Raw genomic sequence first — 18,387 nt, forward strand, 5'->3', positions numbered from 1 at the left:
ACGCCGGCCGGAGCGCTCCTCGTCAGAGTGAGCGCTCGCGAACGATGCGGGCGATGTCGAGGTTGCGGACGCGGCGCAGTGCGGGAAGTTGGACGGTGATCGCGGCGGCCAGAACGGCTGACGCGACAAGTGCCGGTGTCGGCGAACTCATCGCCAATTCGAGACGGGCGCCCTGATTTTCGTAGGTGGCCAGCAGCCTGCGGGCGAGCAGGATGCCACATCCGATGCCGAGCGGAATGCCGACCACGACGAGGACGAGATTCTCGGCGGCGATCAGGCGCGACAGCATTCCGGTACCCATCCCCGCTGCCCGCAGGGCGCCGAGTTCTCCCAGCCGCTCGCCGATGTTGGCCGACATCGCGTTGAAAAGCAGCGCCGCGGCCATGGCTGCGGCGAAAATCAGCATGATTCCCACCAGCGTGTTGTACATCGCGAATGCCTGCCGCATGGCCGAGGCCACGGTGGCCGTGGAAAGGTACGCGACCGCACCGGGGATCGCGGTGAGCCGATCGGAGACGGCGCGCTCATCGGTCACGCCGGGCCGCAGTTTCACCAGCACGCCCGTATCCGGTACGGGACCGATAGCCTGCCGCAGGTAGTCGGCCGAAACGTACACAACCGGAGACAGCGGCTCGTCGACGAATCCGGCGATCGGTGCCGATAGGTGTTGTCCGGTCGCGGTATCGGCGACATCGACGGTGTCCCCGACCGAGACGCCCAGGGTGTCGTGCAACCCCGAGCCGAGCAGTAAACCTTTGTTGGACAATTGGTTCGAACCGGACTCTGCGATGAACCGGTGCATCTGCGTCGTGGGCGGCAAGCTGATCACGAGGGTGTCGTAGTGACGATCCCCGGCCGAGAGTGCCACGTCGTAGCGGCCCATCGGCTCGGCTGCGGCGACGTCGGGGTCCTGCCGGACGCGGGTCAGCACCGAATCGGTAGCGCCGGGGGCGGTCGCGATCTCGCCGTCCTGCAGCATGATCCGGCCGTACTGCCGGTCGATGAGTGTCGCGACGGTGTCGCGCAACCCGGCGAACACCATCACCAGGCTCACCGAGACGGCCACACCGACGATGGTCAACACCGCGCGGCGACGATTCCGCAGCACGGCCCGCAGCATCATCCGCCAGCGTGCCGGTGCGCGTTCGAGCGGTGGAACGAGGCGTTCGAGGACGCTGCGTCCTCCGCGCCGGGACGGCGGCGCGACTCGCATGGCCTCGGCGGGCGACATTCGCGCTGCGGCCCGCGCGGGCGCCCACGCGGCAACGGTCGCGGCGGCCAGGGTCGCGGCGGAAGCGACGAACAGGATGCCCGGATGCCATGCGGTCACATGCAAGGGCAGTCCGAGAGCCTGGGTATAGCGGGTGGTGATCCAGCCGCCGAGTAGATAGCCCCCGGCCAGGCCGGGAACGATGCCGAGCACCGCGCACGCCACGCCGTATCCGAGGTAGTGCCGGCGCAGTAGCCCGGGGGAGAAGCCGTTGGCAGCGAGGGTTCCGATGACTGCCCGCTGCGCTGCCACCACGCGGGACAGCAGCACGTAGGTACCGAGCACGGCTGCGGCCAGGAACAACCACGGCAACAGATTCGCGAAGGTCCCGAATGCCTCGACGTCGTCCTGCAACGCTCGATACGACGGCTGCTGATCACGCGGGACAAGCTGCAGTCCGTGTGCTCGCGTGTAGCGTTCGGCTGCATTGACCAGATCACCCGCCGCAGCACGATCCGTTGCGTACAACGCGACCTGTTCCACCGGATCGGGCAGATTCCGGACCAGATCGCGGTCGGGAAGGAACACGACGCCGAAGTGCTCGGGGGTGGTCATGATCTCCTGCGTGGAGCGGGCGGGCCAGAAGTACTCCGTCGACAACGCCGAACCCGCCACCGGAATCGCTTGCCAGCCGCCGGGATTCAGAAGTTCGACGCTGTCGCCGGGGTGCAGGTCGTAGTGATCGGCGAGGTGCTGTTCGACCACGAGCCGGCCCGCCGACGGCAATGTACCCGACCGCATCGAGAGCCGGGAGACCTCGGGTTGTGACCCGTCCGGGATACCGATCGCGCGGCCGAGGAAGGTCCGCCCCCCGATGCGAATGCCGACCTCGCTCTGATGTCTGACCTCGGCCACCGGCGCGCCCGGTAGCGCCTCCAATGCCGCAACGGATTGTCCGGCGCCCGGGCCGGAGACGACCACGTCGGGCAGTCGTTGCGCACTGTAGGCCCGGGAGAAGGATTGATCGAGATTGCGGTAGGCGCTCGCGGCGGCGACGAACGCCGCGACGCCGATGGCCAGGACCGTGGCGACGGCCAGGAACTGCCAGCGCTGCCGCCATAGATCCCGGCGCAGCTTGCGTAGCAGCGTCCGGCCTACCACTGCAACTCCGACGCCTCGACCGGATGGTCCACCCACTCGGAACGGCTGATCTCACCCGACTGGAGCCACACCACGCGGTCGGCCATCCGGGCGATTTCGGAGTTGTGCGTCACGATCAGGACGGTGTGATGGCCCTCCCGTGCGAGACCGCGCAATACGGCCAGCACCTGTCGGCCGGTGGTGAGGTCGAGACTGCCGGTGGGTTCATCGCACAGCAGCAGCGGCGGTTCCTTCACGATCGCCCGGGCGATGGCCACTCGCTGCTGCTGTCCACCTGACAGCTGTCCCGGAAATCGCTCGGCGACATCTGCGACACCGACGAGGTTCAGTGCGGCGCGACTGCGGGCGGCGGCATCCGGCCCCGTCAGCTCCGCCAGGATTTCCACATTCTCCAGCGCGGTCAGGGTCGGGACCAGATTGAAGAATTGGAAGACGAATCCGACGCGGTCCCGCCGGAACGCGGTGCGCTGCTTGTCGTTCAGCGCGCCGATGTCCATGCCCGCCACTTCGATGACACCGCCCGAGGGCTCCTCGATCCCGCCCACCAGGTTCAGCAACGTGGTCTTACCCGACCCCGACGGACCCAGCAGGACCACGAACTGCCCCGGCCGAATCTCCAGGTCTACATCGCGCAGCGCGACCACCTGACCCGCACCGGAACCGTAGGTCTTACCGACTCCGGTCATTCGTAGCGCGGGCGCGCCCGATGCCACGGCGGCCTCGGCCGCGAGCAACGGATCCGCGTGGGTGCGGCGATTCATGATCTCAGCGTCGCGAACCGGCTGTTACGGCGGGAAGGGCCGGTTGTCACATATCGTTGCTGAACTGGGTCTTCACCCACCGGAGCGATCCTGTGCCCACGGATCCGCAACCCGCCCGTGAATGAGCTTGCATGATCGTGCATAATCATCACATGGCGGATACCTCGAGTGGGCCCGTGGTGCGGGTCGCGGTAGCTGGTGCGAGCGGATACGCGGGCGGTGAGGTCCTGCGTGTGCTGCTGGGGCATCCGGAGTACCGAGCCGGGCGCCTCGAGATCGGGGCGCTGACCGCGGGATCCAATGCCGGGACCACGCTGGCACAGCTGCAGCCGCATCTGCTGCCGCTGGCCGATCGCGTCCTCGAGGCGACCACGGCGGAGGTGCTGGCCGGGCACGACGTGGTGTTCCTCGGGCTGCCGCACGGGCAGTCCGCCGCCATCGCGCAGCAGCTGCCGGAGTCCACGGTGATCATCGACTGCGGGGCCGATTTCCGGCTCACCGACCCCCAGGACTGGGAGACCTATTACGGATCCCCGCATGCCGGAAGCTGGCCCTACGGTCTGCCGGAGCTGCCCGGCGCCCGGGAACAGCTGCGCGGGGCCACCCGGATCGCGGTACCGGGCTGCTATCCGACGGTGTCGAGTCTGGCGCTGGCGCCGGCGGTCGGGGCGGGCATCGTCGAACCGGATGTGACCGTGGTCGCGGTGAGCGGCACCTCGGGCGCGGGCCGCAAACTCGACGTGGGGCTGCTGGGTTCGGAGGTGATGGGCTCGGTCCGCGCCTACAACATCGCCGGCGCGCACCGGCACACCCCCGAGATCGCGCAGAACCTGAAGGCCGCGGCCGCGGCGACGGGCGCCGACATCGGCGATGTCACAGTCTCTTTCACGCCGGTGCTGGCCCCGATGCCGCGCGGCATCCTGGCCACCTGCACCGCGCGCCTGCGCCCCGACGCCGCGGGCGCGGTGGCCGACCCGGCCGCCGCCCGCGCGGTCTACGACAAGGCATACGGCGACGAACCGTTCATCCACCTGCTGCCCGAAGGCGTACTGCCACAGACCGGTTCGGTGGTCGGCTCCAACGCCATCACCCTGCAGGTCGCCGTCGACACCGCCGCCCGCACGCTGGTGGTGATCGGCGCCATCGACAATCTGACCAAGGGCACTGCGGGCGCCGCGGTGCAATCGATGAATCTCGCTCTCGGTCTCGACGAGACCGCCGGACTTTCCACCGTAGGAGTGGCACCGTGACCGACACCGATATCGCCGGCGGCAAACTGGTCCGCACCCAGGGTGTGACCGCACCGCTCGGATACCGGGCCGCCGGCATCGCAGCCGGCATCAAGGCCAACGGAAAGCTCGATCTGGCACTGGTTTTCAACGAAGGCCCGGACTATGCTGCGGCGGGTGTGTTCACCCGCAACAAGGTGAAGGCCGCGCCGGTGCTGTGGTCGCAGCAGGTGCTCACCAGCGGGCGCCTGCGCGCGGTGATCCTCAATTCCGGCGGCGCCAACGCCTGCACCGGCCCGGGCGGCTTCCAGGACACCCACGCCACCGCCGAGGAACTGGCGAAAGCGTTGAGCAACTGGGGAACCGAAACCGGCGCGGGCGAAATCGCGGTCTGCTCAACGGGTTTGATCGGTGACCGGCTGCCGATGGACAAACTGCTGTCCGGCGTGACCGAGATCGTGCACGAGATGGCGGGCGGCCTGTCCGGCGGCACCGACGCCGCGCACGCCATCATGACCACCGACACCGTGCCGAAGCAGGCCGCGTTCCATCACGCCGACAAATGGAATGTCGGCGCGATGGCCAAGGGCGCGGGCATGCTCGCCCCGTCCCTGGCCACCATGCTGGTCGTGGTCACCACCGACGCCGCTGCCACCCCGCAGCAGTTGGATACGGCGCTGCGCAATGCCACCCGGCTGACCTTCGACCGGCTCGACGTCGACGGCTCCTGCTCGACCAACGACACCGTATTGCTGCTGGCCAACGGCGCCAGCGGCGTCACCCCGAGCCAGGAGGAGCTCGACGCCGCGGTGCTGGCGGTCTGCGACGACCTCGCCGCGCAGCTGATGGCCGACGCCGAAGGCGTCACCAAGCGCGTCGAGATCACCGTCACCGGCGCGGTGAGCGAGGACGAGGCGCTGATCGCCGCCCGAGCGGTCGCTCGCGACTCGCTGGTCAAGACGGCGTTCTTCGGTTCCGATCCGAACTGGGGCCGGGTGCTGGCCGCGGTGGGCATCGCCCCCATCGAACTCGATCCCGATCGGATCACCGTGTCGTTCAACGGAAATCCGGTGTGCGTCAACGGAACCGGCGCTCCCGGCGCACGTGAGGTGGACCTGTCCGGGCCCGATATCGCGGTGCTGGTCGAACTGGGGCTCGGCGAGGGCACCGCCACCGTGCGCACCACCGACCTCTCGCACGGCTACGTCGAAGAGAATTCGGCCTACAGCTCATGACCACCGAAGCGACACCGGAGGTTCCGGTGACCACCCAGGACCTGTCGGCGCTGGACAAGGCGCACGTGCTGGCCGGCGCGCTGCCGTGGCTGCAGAAGTTCCGCGACAAGATCGTGGTCGTCAAATACGGCGGCAACGCCATGATCGACGACACCCTCAAACATGCCTTCGCCGCCGATATGGCGTTCCTGCGCACCGTCGGCGTGCATCCGGTGGTGGTGCACGGTGGTGGCCCGCAGATCAGCGCCATGCTGAAGAAGCTGGGGCTGCAGGGCGAATTCCGCGGCGGCTTCCGCGTCACCACCCCCGAGGTGATGGATGTGGTGCGGATGGTGCTGTTCGGTCAGGTCGGCCGGGAACTGGTCGGGCTGATCAACGCGCACGGCCCGTACGCGGTCGGCATCTCCGGTGAGGACGCGCGGCTGTTCACCGCCACTCGCCGCACCGTCACCGTCGACGGCGAGCAGACCGATATCGGCCTGGTCGGCGACGTCACCGCCGTCAATCCGGACGCGGTGCTGGATCTGGTTCGCACCGGGCGCATTCCGGTGGTCTCGACCATCGCGCCCGATGCCGACGGCGTGGTGCACAACATCAACGCCGACACCGCCGCCGCCGCGCTGGCCCAGGGCATCGGCGCGGAGAAGCTGGTGGTACTCACCGATGTCGAAGGCCTGTACACGAATTGGCCCGACCGCTCGTCGCTGACCACCCATATCGACACCGACGCCTTGGCAGCCCTGCTGCCGAGCCTGGACGCGGGCATGGTGCCGAAGATGGAGGCCTGCTTGCGCGCGGTGCAGGCCGGTGTCCCGACCGCACATGTGATCGACGGCCGGGTACCGCATGCGGTACTGCTGGAACTGTTCACCGGGGAAGGTATCGGAACGATGGTGACCCCACCCGAGACGGCAGGAACGACAACGTCATGAGCGACAACGTCATGAGCACAGAGCAATTGCAGCAACGGTGGTCGTCCGCGCTGATGAACAACTACGGCACCCCGAAGGTGGCGCTGGTGCGCGGCTCGGGCGCGGTTGTCTACGACGCCGAGGGCAACCGCTACGTCGACTTCCTGGGCGGTATCGCGGTCAACAGCCTGGGCCACGCCCATCCGGCGATCGTGGAGGCCGTCACCCAGCAGCTCGGCACCCTCGGCCACGTCTCGAATCTGTATGTCAGCGAGCCGGTTCTGGAACTGGCCGAGAAGCTGCTCGCGCATTTCGGTGACGGACACGGACGGGCGTTCTTCTGCAATTCGGGCACCGAGGCCAACGAGGCGGCGTTCAAGATCGCGCGCCTCACCGGACGGCACAAGATCGTCGCCTGTGACGAGGCCTTCCACGGCCGCACCATGGGCGCGCTCGCGCTCACCGGGCAGCCGTCGAAGCGGGCGCCGTTCGAACCGATGCCACCCGGTGTCGTGCACGTGCCTTACGGTGACGCCGCCGCGCTGGCCGCCGCGGTGGATTCCGATACCGCCGCGGTCTTCCTCGAGCCGATCATGGGGGAGAGCGGTGTGGTGGTGCCGCCGCTGGACTATCTGGCCGAGGCCCGCCGGATCACCTCCGAGCACGGCGCGCTGCTGATCCTCGACGAGGTGCAGACCGGAATCTGCCGCACCGGACCGTTTTTCGCGCATCAGGCCGCGGGCATCGTGCCCGATGTGATCACGCTGGCCAAGGGGCTCGGTGGCGGTCTGCCCATCGGCGCGGTGCTGGCGCAGGGCCGGGCGGCGGAACTGCTCACCCCCGGACTGCACGGCACCACCTTCGGCGGTAATCCGGTCAGCGCCGCGGCGGCGCTGGCGGTGCTGCGGACCATCGACGAGCAGGGGCTGGCCGCGCACGTCGAATCGGTCGGCAAAACGCTGATCGACGGCATCGAGGAACTCGGCCATCCGCTGGTCGACCACGTGCGCGGCGCGGGGCTGCTGATCGGAATCCAACTGACGGAGGACGTTTCGGCGAAGGTCGAGGCGGCCGCGCGTGCCGCCGGCTATCTGATCAACCCGCCGAAGCCGAATGTGATCCGGTTGGCCCCGCCGCTGATCCTGACCGAGGCACAGGCGCAGGGCTTCCTCGCCGACCTGCCCGGCATCCTCGACGCGGCTTCCCAGGAGAGTGAGTGACCATGGTGCGGCATTTCCTGCGTGACGACGACGTCACGCCCGCCGAACAGGCCGAAATCTTAGCGCTGGCAGCGGAATTGAAGGCCGCGCCGATTTCTCGTCGGCCGCTGGAGGGGCCGCGCGGGGTGGGTGTGATCTTCGAGAAGAACTCCACCCGTACCCGGTTCTCCTTCGAGATGGGCATCGCGCAACTCGGCGGGCACGCGGTGGTGGTCGACGGCCGCGACACCCAGCTGGGCCGCGAGGAAACCCTCGCCGATACCGGACGGGTGCTGTCGCGCTACGTCGACGCCGTCGTCTGGCGCACCTTCGAACAGCACCGGCTCGACGAGATGGCTTCGGCGGCAACGGTTCCGGTGGTGAACGCGCTGTCCAACGAATTCCATCCGTGCCAGGTGCTGGCCGATCTGCTGACGTTGCGCGAACGCAAGGGCGAACTCGCCGGGCGCAAACTCACCTACTTCGGCGACGGCGCGAACAATATGGCGCATTCGCTGCTGCTGGGCGGCGTCACCGCCGGACTGGATATCACCATCGCCGCGCCCGAGGGGTTCCAGCCGTACGACTGGGTGCTCGAGGCCGCCCGCAAGCGGGCCGCCGAAACCGGCGCCACGATCACCCTGACCGAGGATCCGGTCGCGGCGGCCACCGGCGCCGACGCCCTGGTCACCGACACCTGGACCTCGATGGGGCAGGAGAACGACGGCCTCGACCGGGTCGGCCCGTTCCGCCCGTTCCAGCTGAACGCCGAACTGCTCGCCCATGCCGCCTCGGATGTGGTTGTGCTGCATTGCCTTCCGGCGCATCGGGGCGAGGAGATCACCGACGAGGTGCTCGACGGCCCGCACAGTGTCGTATGGGACGAGGCCGAGAACCGGCTGCACGCGCAGAAGGCGCTGCTGGTGTGGTTGCTGGAGCGACGATCGGGCGGTGCGGCGTGAGCACCGCGAGAACGAACGGGTCGGGCGCCGGATCGGAGGGTCCGCGCACCGGCCCGGCCATCGCACGCACCCGCGCCGGGCGCCAGCAGCGCATCGTGGAACTGTTGTCCGCCAACGCGGTTCGCAGCCAGACCGAGTTGGCGGCCCTGCTCGCCGACGAGGGCATCGAAACCACCCAGGCCACCCTGTCGCGTGATCTGGACGAACTCGGCGCGGTGAAACTGCGCGCCGCCGACGGTGGCGCCGGTATCTACGTCGTCCCTGAGGACGGCAGCCCCGTGCGCGGCGTTACCGGCGGCACGTCCCGGCTCTCCAAACTGCTCGGCGACCTGCTGGTCTCCACCGACCACAGCGGCAACCTCGCTGTCCTGCGCACGCCGCCGGGTGCGGCGCACTTTCTGGCCAGCGCACTCGACCGCGCGGCACTGCCCGAAGTGGTCGGCACCATCGCCGGTGACGACACCATCGCGGTCATCGCTCGCGAACCCATGACGGGTGCCGAACTGGCCGCGAAGATCGAACATTTGGCGTAGACGGCCGAATCGGAGATCGACCCGGCTCGGACGTCTGCTTCACGGCGCCAGCCCCAAGGCGGCTCGAAGCGCCGCCCGCCCGCGATCGGCGGCGCGGGGATCGTCCAGCAGTTGAATCTCCTGGTTGACCGCCATCGTGATTCCGATGACAGTCGTGACCAGTTCGTCCACCGGGCGATGGGGACCGTCCGATTCTGCTCGGCAGGCAACGATTTCGGCTGCCAGCGCTGCGCGAGCGCCGTCCACGTACGCGCGGAGGCGATCGCGGAGCACTCCCGGCCGGCCGTCGAGTTCGGTCGAGGCGGCGGTAACGAAACAGCCTCCGGGAAAAGGGCATTCGGCCAGATAGACGATCCAATTGTCGATCATCCGCCCCAGCCTTTCGGTGCCCGGCGGCAATCCCTCCAACGGTGCGATCACCGCCTCGCGGAAGATCTTCCCGGCTTGTTCCAGGGCGGCGAGTTGCAGCTGTTCCCGCGAGCCGAAGGGGCCGGCGACGCCGGCCTTGCTCATCTCCAGGCTCTCGGCGAGAGATCCGATCGTCACACCCTCCAGGCCCCTCAGCGAGGCCTGCTCGACGGCGACGGAGACGATGCGCTCTCGCGTGCGAGATGCGTCGACGGCGGAACGGCGAGGTGACATCCGTTCAGCATAGCGTCCGATCGTTCGCTATAGTCATTTGGCGAACGCTCGTACGCTAAATGATGAAAGGTGTTGTGATGAGCGAACTTCTGCGGCTGGACGCGATGGCTCTGGCCCTGATCGGCCACGATGTGGTCACACTCGAGGACGCGGATCTCACCGCGCCGACGCCGTGCGCGGGATGGAATGTCGCCGATCTGATCTCGCATATGAACGAGCGGCACGAGGCGGTCAACTCCTCCGTGCTCGGCACCTCGGCCGAATTCGCGGACGATCCGCGCGCCGCGTTCGCGCACGTCACGGCCCGGTGGATCGCGGCGATCGAGCGCTGCGGTGAGGTCGTGGAACTGCCGCGGTCCGGCCCGCTCGCCACCGAACGAGTGCTGGGCATCCATCTGGTGGATATGCTCACTCACCGGTGGGACCTCGCGCGGGCGCTGCACCGTCCCTGTCCCGTCCCGCCGCGATTGACGGCGGTGGCATTGCCGATCGCCCGGTCGATCACCGCGCCCGGCAGCCCGCTCACCGGCCCCGGCGGCGCCTACCGGCCCCGGCTGGCCGAGGACGAATCACGCCCGCCACTGGACCGTATCGTCGCCCTCCTCGGCCGCGACCCGGACTGGCGCGGCTGAGCGTCGAACGCTACGGCTTACGGGCGACCGCGCCCCAGCAGTTGACCTGGGCGTCGAGCCAGGACGGGGGTTCGATGCCGGGGCGCCAGCGGTTGACCGGGACCACGCCCGGATCCAGCAGTTCGAGGCCGTCGAAGAAGGCGGCGAATTCGTCGCGGGTGCGGGCCTGCGCGTATACGGCGCTGCGGCGATACATCTCGAGCGCCCGGTCCATCCCTTCCGGATCCAGATCGGCGGTGATGTGTGACGCGACGACGAACGAGCCGGGCGCGAGGTTGTCGAGCAGGGTCTTCAGGATGCCGGCCGGATTCTGTTCGGCGGACAGGAAATGCAACACCGCGACCAGGCTCAACGCCACCGGACTGGCCAGATCGAGGGTCTCGCGCAATTCCGGTGCGGACAGGATCGCCTCGGGATCGGTGAGGTCGGCCTGAATGTAGGCGGTGCGGCCCTCGGGCGATCCCGCGAGCAGGGCGCGCGCGTGTGCCAGCACCACCGGGTCGTTGTCGACGTACACCACGCGGGCCTCCGGGGCCCGCTCCTGCGCCACTTGATGCAGATTGGGTTCGGTCGGGATGCCCGTGCCGATGTCGAGGAACTGTTTCACCCCGGCATCGGCGAGGGCGTCGACCGCGCGGTGCATGAACTGCCGGTTGTGGCGGGCCGCGATCCGTACCGTCGGAAAGCCTTCCATGACCTTCTCGAGGGCGCGGCGGTCGACTTCGTAGTTGTCCTTGCCGCCCAGTGCGTAGTCGTAGATGCGGGCACTGCTCGGCGCCTCGGCATCGGAGGTCGCACTGCTGTCGGACGCGTTCATCACATTCCTGTCGGCACGGGATCGTCTCGATCGGATGGTATTCGAAATCAAGCGCTCGTGCACGGATTCCGCGCCGACCGGAAGGCGTTGCCGATCAAAGGGTTTGGGGTTCCGGAACGGCGGCCGCCGATGACGCGGGCGACATTCCGGACCCGACGGCCGAATCGGGCGAATCAGCCGGCGACCGCCGGAGCGAGCACCTCCTCGCACCACTGCCGGAAACCGGTGGGGGAGTAGGATTCCGGTGTGCGAGGCGTGTCGTAGAGGCCGTCGTCGACGGCGGCCGACATATCCGCCAGCCCCTGCGCCCAGGCCGCGCTCATCCCGTGCGCCGTCAGCGATGCCGTGTAGTCGGCCGCCGAGACCTGCTGGTAGCCGATCGGGCGGCCGAGTACCTCGGACATGATGCGCGCCATATCGTTGTGCGACAGATCTTCCGGACCGCGGATCTCCACGCTGTCCTGTCCGGTCCAGGAATCGTCGAGCAGCAGCCGGGCCGCGACGGCCGCGATATCCCGTGTGGCACAGGCGGGCAACCGGTGATCGCCGGATACGGTGCCGAAGAAGGTGCCGAGGTTCCGGATCGGATCGACCTGCCGCAGCATATTGTCCATGAATCCGGGCGGGCACAGCGACCGGTAATGCACCCCGCTGCTCTCGATCAGCGCGTCCATCGCGAAAATCGCCGAGATCTGTCCCGCCTTGCGGCCGTTGGCGCGACCGAGGCTCGAGACGGCGACGATCCGGCCGATGCTGTCGAGCGCCTCGCACAGCGGCGTCACGAATTCCAGCAGGTGACCGGGCACGCTGGGCGCCGACGGATTCGGCGGAACCAGCCAGAACACGGTGTCGGCGCCCTTCACCGCGGCGGCGACGACCTCGCGATCGGAGGTCGATCCCTGGACCACCTCGACCCGCTCGCGGATGTGCGGGGCCAGGCGCGCCGGATCGCGGGCGATCACCCGGATCGGCTGGTCGCTGCCGGCCACGAGATCGAGGACCTGCTGTCCGATACTGCCTGTAGGTGTGGTTACGACGATCATGAACTACTCCTGAACGAGTGCGACGTAAGTAAACTACACCGTACCGTTTACTTTGACGGAAGGGAAGACCGCATGGCGAGGCGTGGTGATCGGCTGCGCGAACACATCCTGTGGACGGCCAAGGACGTCTTCCTCGAGGTGGGGTTCGAGCGGACGTCGATGGATGTGCTGGCCGCGCGCGCCGAAACCTCGAAGCGAACCCTGTACGCGCATTTCGAGAACAAGGACGCGCTGTTCCTCGCCGTCGTCGACTTCGTGCGAGGGCTGCATCTGAACCGGCTGGGGACTCCCGAGGACTACGGTGACGACCGACTGGCCGCGGTGACCGGATACTGCGTCGGATTCCTCCGGTCGGTGGTCTGGGTCCAGTCCGTGCGCACCTGCCGGCTGGTGATCGCCGAGGCGGAGCGGGTACCGGCGGCCGCCGCCGATTTCTACGACGCCATCTTCGCGACCACCCGGCGCAATCTCACCGCATTCGTGGCGGCGAAGTGGCAGCTGCCCGAATCCGAAGCGCTCGCCGCCGTCGACGAAATCTTCTCTCTCACAATCCATCCGCGCTTCACGGCGGTCCTGTTCGGCATCGAGGAAGCGCCGGACGAGTGGCCCGAACGGCAACCGGCCACGACCGATCCGGACCACGAGCGAATTCGCCGGATCGTCACCGGAGTACTCGGGGACGCCTGACCCGTCGAGTCCGCGAATCTGTCGGTGCCCGTCCTTAGGGTGTGCGCATGGCGCTGACCTTCGAGCGGTACTGCGATGAGATCGTTGCCCAGACCGACTTGCTGCGAGCCACACTCGCGCATGCCGATACCGCGCTTCCCGTCCCGACCTGTCCGGGCTGGACCGTGGGCCAGCTGGGACGCCACCTCGGCGGTGCGCAGCGGTGGGCACGGGCGGCCGTGGCCGGCCGGGTTCGAGAACCGTTGCCGGAGGACGACTTCGCGTTCCGGGATCTGTCCGGATATCTGGACGAGGACCCCGAACAATTACGTGATTGGCTCGCCGAGGGTGCCGCGGAGTTGTCCGCCGAACTGCGCGAGGCGGGGCCCGGCCTCGCGCTCTGGACGCCGGTGCCGGTCGTGCCGACCACGGACTTCTATGCCCGCCGCTTCACCCACGAAACGCTGATCCATCGCGCGGATGCCGCGCTCGCGCTGGGTGCCGAATATCACGCCGCGCCGGATGTGGCCGCGGACGCCATCGACGAATGGCTGGAACTGGGCTCGCTACCGGTGATGTTCGACTACAAGCCGGAGGCGCGGGAACTGCTGGGGCCCGGTCGCACGCTGCACTTCCATGCCACCGACACGTCCGAGGAGTTGCAAGCCGAATGGATCGTCGATCTCACCGGCGACGCCATCGGCTGGCGGCGCGCCCACGAGCGCGCCGCGGTCGCGATTCGCGGGCCGCTCACCGAACTCCTGCTGGTGATCTACCGGCGCCGGCCGGTCGAGGACGCCGATATCGAGATCCTGGGCGAGCGGGAACTGTTCGACTTCTGGCTCGATCGGGTCAGCTTCGGGTGAGTAGCGGGCCCGCAACGAGCCGCAGGCCCGGCGCTCGGGTCCCGCGGCTCAGGCCAGCGGATACTGCCCGGGCGGGTAGTTCCCGCCGAACCCGCCGCCCGGCGTGCCCGCGCCGCCCGTGCCGATGAGGTCGGAGATGAGGGTGATCACCGATTGGCCGATCGCCAGCACGTCCGAGCCGATCGTGCCGAAATAACCCGCAAACGTGGAGAGCATGGGTCCGCCTTTCCCGGGGCATCTGGGGTCGTTCGCTATCAGGGTGACATATCGGTGATACCCGGTTGCGGCAATCTCATTGACGCTCACGGGTTTCGGGGTGAATGTCCGCGGTTGTCCGATCCGTCGGGTGGGCCGGTGGGGGCGCCGTGGTGCTCGGGCGGTGGTACGCCCACCCCCGGTTATGAATGGGATTGCATCATCATGCATAATCATTTGCAGTTGATGTGAGCCGTCCGAGGGCGGGTAGCGGCGGCACATCGCACCGGTGACATCGCGCACCCCTACGCATACGCACGAACCTGAGGAGCATCAGATATGGCCGATCGCGTCGTACTCGCCTATTCCGGCGGGTTGGACACCTCCGTTGCCATCAGCTGGATCGGCAAGGAGACCGGGGCCGAGGTGGTCGCCGTCGCGATCGATCTGGGTCAGGGCGGCGAGGACATGAACGTGGTGCGCCAGCGCGCACTGGACTGCGGCGCGGTCGAGGCCATCGTGGTCGACGCCCGGGACGAATTCGCCGACGAGTACTGCCTGCCGACCGTGCAGGCCAACGCCCTCTACATGGGCCGCTACCCGCTGGTGTCCGCGATCAGCCGCCCGTTGATCGTCAAGCACCTGGTCGAGGCGGCCGAGTACCACGGCGCGACCACCGTCGCGCACGGCTGCACCGGTAAGGGCAACGACCAGGTTCGCTTCGAGGTCGGCATCGGCGCGCTCGCGCCCGATCTGAACGTCATCGCCCCCGTGCGCGACTACGCGTGGACCCGGGAGAAGGCCATCGCCTTCGCCGAGGAGAACGCGCTGCCGATCACCGTCAGCAAGAAGTCGCCGTTCTCGATCGACCAGAACCTCTGGGGCCGCGCGGTGGAGACCGGCTTCCTCGAGGATCTGTGGAACGCGCCGACCAAGGACGTCTACGACTACACCGTCGACCCGACCGTCAACTTCGAGGCGCCCGACGAACTGATCGTCACCTTCGACAAGGGTGTGCCGATCGCGATCGACGGCCGCCCGGTCAGCGTGCTCGAGGCCATCACCGAGCTCAACAAGCGCGCGGGTCGCCAGGGCGTGGGCCGGCTGGACATGGTCGAGGACCGCCTGGTCGGCATCAAGAGCCGCGAGATCTACGAGGCGCCGGGCGCCATCGCGCTGATCACCGCGCACCAGGAGCTCGAGGCCGTCACCGTCGAGCGCGAACTCGGCCGCTACAAGCGTCAGGTCGAGCAGCGCTGGGGCGAGCTGGTCTACGACGGCCTGTGGTTCTCCCCGCTCAAGCGGGCCCTGGACGCCTTCGTGCGCGACACCCAGCAGCACGTCTCCGGTGAGGTGCGCATGGTGCTGCACGGCGGCAACGTCGTCGTCAACGGCCGCCGCAGCGAGGAGTCGCTCTACGACTTCAACCTGGCCACCTACGACGAGGGCGACAGCTTCGACCAGTCGCTGGCCAAGGGCTTCGTCCAGATCCACGGCCTGTCCTCCAAGGTCGCCTCGCGCCGGGACCTGTCCAAGAAGTAGGAAGCCGGCGGGCTCGGCCGCACGATCGGCCGAGTCGTGCGGCCGGTCGGGAGCAGCGGCAGCCGGTCGTCGCCGCGAGCGCTCGGTCATCGTTCGGTCGATGGCCGAGCCGCCGAGCAGGGTGTCCATGTCGGCGCGTGTGTCGAGCCGGAGGTGCGCTGTGATCGCCGCCGTAGCGCCGCGCGTGGCACACCGAATGCCGTTGCGTTTGGCAATCGTCGCCACAATGCCGGATCGCCTCCGGCGGGAAGTCGGCGTGATCCGGCCGCACCCACTCCTCGCCGAGCGTGTACATCCGTGGTGCGGAGTCCGGCGCCGCACCAGGCGCGGAGTAGCCTGCCACCGGGTGAAACCGCACGACCGCAGGGTGCGCATCGTGTAGGAGGCGACGCAGCCCGAACGGGAGGAGATGTCCGTGCGCAGTGACGACGACAGCTGGGATATCACCGAAAGTGTCGGCGCGACCGCCATCGGTGTGGCCGCGATGCGGGCGGCCGAGACCCGGCGCCCCGATGCGCTGTTCCGTGATCCCTACGCCGCGCGTCTGGTCGAGGCCGCCGGTTCGGGCTGGAGCCACATCATGCGCGCTCAGGTCGCGGCGACATCGGCCGGTGCGGATCCCGCCGGCGAGGGCGGGCATGCCTACAGCTCGCTGGCCGCGATGCTCATCGCTCGCACGGTCTACTTCGACGAGTACTTCGCTGCCGCCTCCGCCGCCGGCATCCGGCAGGTCGTGATCCTCGCGAGCGGACTCGACGCCCGTGCGTATCGGCTCGAATGGCCCTCCGGCACTGTGGTTTTCGAGATCGACCAGCCGAAGGTGCTGGAGTTCAAGAACTCCGTGCTCGCCGATGAGCAGCCCGCCGTCGACCGGCGCGCGATCGGCGTGGATCTGCGCCAGGATTGGCCGAAGGAGCTGTGGGACAACGGTTTCGATCCCACCGCACCGACCGCCTGGCTGGCGGAGGGACTGCTGCGCTACCTGCCCGGCGAGGCGCAGGACCGGCTGTTCGGCGATATCGCGGCGCTCAGCGCGCCCGGCAGCCGGATCGCCCTGAACATCGGACGCGGACGGAGCGAGGATTCGCCCGCACTGCAAACGATGCGGGAGCGCCGCAAGCGACTGCTCGCCGAGGCCGGGATCACGCTGAACCTCGAAGAACTCTGGTACCCCTGGGAGGGCCGTACCGACCCGCGCGACTGGTTCACCGCGCACGGCTGGGCCGTGACGGTCGGCGATCCGGTCGCCGTCCTGTCCGACCACGGCCGCGAGCAGCCCGAGGCCGCTCGCGCCGAACTGAACCGCCACATTTTGATGACCGCCACACGAGGAGACGAGAACCGATGAGCCAAGCCACCAACGAGGGCGCGCTGTGGGGTGGGCGTTTCGCCTCCGGCCCCGCCGCGGCCATGGCGGCGCTGAGCAAATCGACCCATTTCGACTGGGCGCTGGCGCCCTACGACATTCGCGCGTCCAAGGCCCACGCTCGTGTGCTGCACAAGGCCGGACTGCTGTCGGAGGCCGATCTGGCGGACATGCTGGACGGACTCGACCGGCTCGCGGCCGATGTCGCCTCCGGCGCCTTCACTCCGGCCGAATCCGATGAGGATGTGCACGGCGCGCTCGAGCGTGGTCTGATCGATCGGGTCGGCGCCGAACTCGGCGGCCGGTTGCGCGCGGGGCGCTCCCGCAACGATCAGGTGGCCACCCTGTTCCGCATGTGGCTGCGTGATGCGGTGCGCCGCATCGCCTTCGGCGTGCTCGAGGTCGTCGACGCCCTGGTCGAGCAGGCCGCCGCGCATCCGGATGCGGTGATGCCCGGCAAGACCCACCTGCAGGCGGCCCAGCCGGTGTTGCTGGCTCACCAGCTGCTCGCCCACGCGCACCCGCTGTTGCGCGACGTCGACCGGCTACGCGATTTCGACAAACGCGCGGCGATCTCCCCGTACGGTTCGGGCGCGCTGGCCGGATCGTCGCTGGGGCTCGATCCCGAGGCCATCGCCGCCGACCTGGATTTCGATGCGGCCGCGGCCAATTCGATCGATGCGACCTCCGCACGCGACTTCGCCGCCGAGGCCGCCTTCGTCCTCGCGATGATCGCGGTCGATCTGTCGCGCATGGCGGAGGAGATCATCATCTGGAGCACACCGGAATTCGGCTACATCACCCTCGCCGATGCCTGGTCCACCGGATCGTCGATCATGCCGCAGAAGAAGAATCCCGACGTGTCGGAGCTGACCCGCGGTAAGGCCGGTCGCCTGATCGGCAACCTCACCGGCCTGCTCGCCACTCTCAAGGCGCAACCGCTGGCCTACAACCGGGACCTGCAGGAGGACAAGGAGCCGCTGTTCGATTCGGTCGCGCAGCTGGAACTTCTGCTGCCCGCCATCGCCGGTCTCGTCTCCACCCTGACCTTCCACACCGAGCGGATGGCCGAACTGGCGCCCGCCGGGTACACCCTGGCCACCGATATCGCGGAATGGCTGGTGCGCCAGGGCGTTCCGTTCCGCGTGGCGCACGAGGCGGCCGGTGCGTGCGTGCGCACCGCCGAAACCCGGGGCGTCGGCCTGGACGAGCTCACCGATGCCGAGTTCGCCGCCGTGGATCCGGCGTTGACGCCGCAGGTACGCGAGGTGCTCACGGTGCAGGGGTCCATCGCCTCCCGCAACTCTCGCGGTGGCACCGCCGGGGTGCGGGTCGCCGAACAGCTGGGCGAGGTCCGCGCCACCGCCGCCGAAGCCCGTACCTGGCTGCACTGACCCAGCGGGTAGTTGCCCGCGCT

18 protein-coding genes are annotated in these 18,387 nt (G+C 68.5%); 12 read left to right on the forward strand and 6 right to left on the reverse strand.

The window, feature by feature from the left end; translation table 11 throughout:
- Nucleotides 1-22 precede the first annotated feature (22 nt).
- Both ACPCUW_RS21040 and ACPCUW_RS21045 read right to left on the reverse strand, forming a co-directional pair.
- Entirely contained in the window at nt 23-2,371 is a 2,349-nt protein-coding gene (locus ACPCUW_RS21040; RefSeq protein ID WP_423426564.1) for an FtsX-like permease family protein, read from the reverse strand.
- Entirely contained in the window at nt 2,365-3,132 is a 768-nt protein-coding gene (locus tag ACPCUW_RS21045) for an ABC transporter ATP-binding protein (protein WP_423426565.1), read from the reverse strand. The genes ACPCUW_RS21040 and ACPCUW_RS21045 overlap by 7 nt, the downstream gene beginning before the upstream one ends.
- A gap of 152 nt (nt 3,133-3,284) precedes the next feature.
- Between ACPCUW_RS21045 and argC the strand changes: the two genes are divergently transcribed.
- Genes argC through ACPCUW_RS21075 form a run of 6 tightly spaced genes read left to right on the forward strand, consistent with a single transcriptional unit; the run spans nt 3,285 to nt 9,201 of the window.
- The gene (gene argC, locus ACPCUW_RS21050) at nt 3,285-4,382 is read left to right on the forward strand and encodes an N-acetyl-gamma-glutamyl-phosphate reductase (RefSeq protein WP_423426566.1); all 1,098 of its coding nucleotides are present in this window, start codon (nt 3,285-3,287) and stop codon (nt 4,380-4,382) included.
- On the forward strand, nt 4,379-5,596 hold the full coding sequence (gene argJ / locus ACPCUW_RS21055; RefSeq protein WP_423426567.1) for a bifunctional glutamate N-acetyltransferase/amino-acid acetyltransferase ArgJ: 1,218 nt from the start codon (nt 4,379-4,381) through the stop codon (nt 5,594-5,596). Before argC ends, argJ begins: the two co-directional genes overlap by 4 nt.
- Complete coding sequence (gene argB / locus ACPCUW_RS21060; RefSeq protein ID WP_423426569.1) at nt 5,593-6,528, forward strand: acetylglutamate kinase; 936 nt, start codon at nt 5,593-5,595, stop codon at nt 6,526-6,528. The genes argJ and argB overlap by 4 nt, the downstream gene beginning before the upstream one ends.
- An 11-nt stretch (nt 6,529-6,539) precedes the next feature.
- Nucleotides 6,540-7,727 carry an acetylornithine transaminase gene (locus ACPCUW_RS21065; RefSeq protein WP_104363194.1) on the forward strand — a complete coding sequence of 396 codons (1,188 nt, stop codon included), beginning with the start codon at nt 6,540-6,542 and terminating at the stop codon, nt 7,725-7,727.
- A 2-nt stretch (nt 7,728-7,729) separates the two neighbouring features.
- Entirely contained in the window at nt 7,730-8,668 is a 939-nt protein-coding gene (argF, locus tag ACPCUW_RS21070) for an ornithine carbamoyltransferase (RefSeq protein WP_195050397.1), read from the forward strand.
- Nucleotides 8,669-8,727: 59 nt separating this feature from the next.
- Nucleotides 8,728-9,201 carry an arginine repressor gene (locus tag ACPCUW_RS21075; protein WP_030518235.1) on the forward strand — a complete coding sequence of 158 codons (474 nt, stop codon included), beginning with the start codon at nt 8,728-8,730 and terminating at the stop codon, nt 9,199-9,201.
- A 39-nt stretch (nt 9,202-9,240) separates the two neighbouring features.
- Here ACPCUW_RS21075 and ACPCUW_RS21080 read toward each other — a convergent pair whose 3' ends face one another.
- The gene (locus ACPCUW_RS21080) at nt 9,241-9,843 is read right to left on the reverse strand and encodes a TetR/AcrR family transcriptional regulator (protein WP_423426571.1); all 603 of its coding nucleotides are present in this window, start codon (nt 9,841-9,843) and stop codon (nt 9,241-9,243) included.
- A 77-nt stretch (nt 9,844-9,920) separates the two neighbouring features.
- On the opposite strand from ACPCUW_RS21080, the gene ACPCUW_RS21085 reads away from it, so the two are divergent.
- Nucleotides 9,921-10,475 (forward strand): TIGR03086 family metal-binding protein, encoded by a 555-nt coding sequence (locus ACPCUW_RS21085; protein ID WP_423426572.1) that lies wholly within the window; start codon nt 9,921-9,923, stop codon nt 10,473-10,475.
- A gap of 10 nt (nt 10,476-10,485) precedes the next feature.
- On the opposite strand, the gene ACPCUW_RS21090 is transcribed toward ACPCUW_RS21085, so the two are convergent.
- Entirely contained in the window at nt 10,486-11,292 is an 807-nt protein-coding gene (locus ACPCUW_RS21090; protein WP_423426573.1) for an SAM-dependent methyltransferase, read from the reverse strand.
- A gap of 173 nt (nt 11,293-11,465) precedes the next feature.
- Nucleotides 11,466-12,335, reverse strand: a complete 870-nt coding sequence (locus ACPCUW_RS21095) for an NmrA family NAD(P)-binding protein (RefSeq protein WP_063016099.1) — start codon at nt 12,333-12,335, stop codon at nt 11,466-11,468.
- 72 nt (nt 12,336-12,407) lie between these two features.
- On the opposite strand from ACPCUW_RS21095, the gene ACPCUW_RS21100 reads away from it, so the two are divergent.
- A complete protein-coding gene (locus ACPCUW_RS21100; protein WP_423426575.1) occupies nt 12,408-13,022 on the forward strand; it encodes a TetR/AcrR family transcriptional regulator in 615 nt (204 codons plus the stop codon).
- A 47-nt stretch (nt 13,023-13,069) separates the two neighbouring features.
- A complete protein-coding gene (locus ACPCUW_RS21105) occupies nt 13,070-13,867 on the forward strand; it encodes a maleylpyruvate isomerase family mycothiol-dependent enzyme (protein WP_423426577.1) in 798 nt (265 codons plus the stop codon).
- Between the two features lie 48 nt (nt 13,868-13,915).
- Here ACPCUW_RS21105 and ACPCUW_RS21110 read toward each other — a convergent pair whose 3' ends face one another.
- Complete coding sequence (locus ACPCUW_RS21110; RefSeq protein ID WP_423426578.1) at nt 13,916-14,083, reverse strand: hypothetical protein; 168 nt, start codon at nt 14,081-14,083, stop codon at nt 13,916-13,918.
- Between the two features lie 318 nt (nt 14,084-14,401).
- Between ACPCUW_RS21110 and ACPCUW_RS21115 the strand changes: the two genes are divergently transcribed.
- The 3 genes from ACPCUW_RS21115 (at nt 14,402) to argH (ending at nt 18,364) form a co-directional block, all read left to right on the forward strand.
- Nucleotides 14,402-15,604 carry an argininosuccinate synthase gene (locus ACPCUW_RS21115; protein WP_423426579.1) on the forward strand — a complete coding sequence of 401 codons (1,203 nt, stop codon included), beginning with the start codon at nt 14,402-14,404 and terminating at the stop codon, nt 15,602-15,604.
- A gap of 415 nt (nt 15,605-16,019) precedes the next feature.
- Complete coding sequence (locus ACPCUW_RS21120) at nt 16,020-16,952, forward strand: class I SAM-dependent methyltransferase (protein WP_423426580.1); 933 nt, start codon at nt 16,020-16,022, stop codon at nt 16,950-16,952.
- Nucleotides 16,949-18,364, forward strand: coding sequence for an argininosuccinate lyase (gene argH / locus ACPCUW_RS21125; protein WP_423426582.1), 1,416 nt, complete (start codon nt 16,949-16,951; stop codon nt 18,362-18,364). The genes ACPCUW_RS21120 and argH overlap by 4 nt, the downstream gene beginning before the upstream one ends.
- The last annotated feature ends 23 nt before the right edge of the window (nt 18,365-18,387 follow it).

It is taken from the genome of Nocardia sp. AB354, assembly GCF_049538315.1.
In the GTDB taxonomy this organism is placed as follows: Bacteria; Actinomycetota; Actinomycetes; order Mycobacteriales; family Mycobacteriaceae; genus Nocardia; species Nocardia nova.

Excerpts from the sequence above, each read along its gene's own strand:
- ACPCUW_RS21110 (WP_423426578.1), bottom strand. The coding sequence starts at position 14,083 with ATGCTCTCCACGTTTGCGGGTTATTTCGGCACGATCGGCTCGGACGTG.
- argC (WP_423426566.1), top strand. The coding sequence starts at position 3,285 with ATGGCGGATACCTCGAGTGGGCCCGTGGTGCGGGTCGCGGTAGCTGGT.
- argH (WP_423426582.1), top strand. The coding sequence starts at position 16,949 with ATGAGCCAAGCCACCAACGAGGGCGCGCTGTGGGGTGGGCGTTTCGCC.
- ACPCUW_RS21085 (WP_423426572.1), top strand. The coding sequence starts at position 9,921 with ATGAGCGAACTTCTGCGGCTGGACGCGATGGCTCTGGCCCTGATCGGC.
- ACPCUW_RS21065 (WP_104363194.1), top strand. The coding sequence starts at position 6,540 with ATGAGCACAGAGCAATTGCAGCAACGGTGGTCGTCCGCGCTGATGAAC.
- argB (WP_423426569.1), top strand. The coding sequence starts at position 5,593 with ATGACCACCGAAGCGACACCGGAGGTTCCGGTGACCACCCAGGACCTG.
- ACPCUW_RS21115 (WP_423426579.1), top strand. The coding sequence starts at position 14,402 with ATGGCCGATCGCGTCGTACTCGCCTATTCCGGCGGGTTGGACACCTCC.
- ACPCUW_RS21095 (WP_063016099.1), bottom strand. The coding sequence starts at position 12,335 with ATGATCGTCGTAACCACACCTACAGGCAGTATCGGACAGCAGGTCCTC.
- ACPCUW_RS21105 (WP_423426577.1), top strand. The coding sequence starts at position 13,070 with ATGGCGCTGACCTTCGAGCGGTACTGCGATGAGATCGTTGCCCAGACC.
- ACPCUW_RS21080 (WP_423426571.1), bottom strand. The coding sequence starts at position 9,843 with ATGTCACCTCGCCGTTCCGCCGTCGACGCATCTCGCACGCGAGAGCGC.
- ACPCUW_RS21090 (WP_423426573.1), bottom strand. The coding sequence starts at position 11,292 with ATGAACGCGTCCGACAGCAGTGCGACCTCCGATGCCGAGGCGCCGAGC.
- argF (WP_195050397.1), top strand. The coding sequence starts at position 7,730 with ATGGTGCGGCATTTCCTGCGTGACGACGACGTCACGCCCGCCGAACAG.
- ACPCUW_RS21100 (WP_423426575.1), top strand. The coding sequence starts at position 12,408 with ATGGCGAGGCGTGGTGATCGGCTGCGCGAACACATCCTGTGGACGGCC.
- ACPCUW_RS21045 (WP_423426565.1), bottom strand. The coding sequence starts at position 3,132 with ATGAATCGCCGCACCCACGCGGATCCGTTGCTCGCGGCCGAGGCCGCC.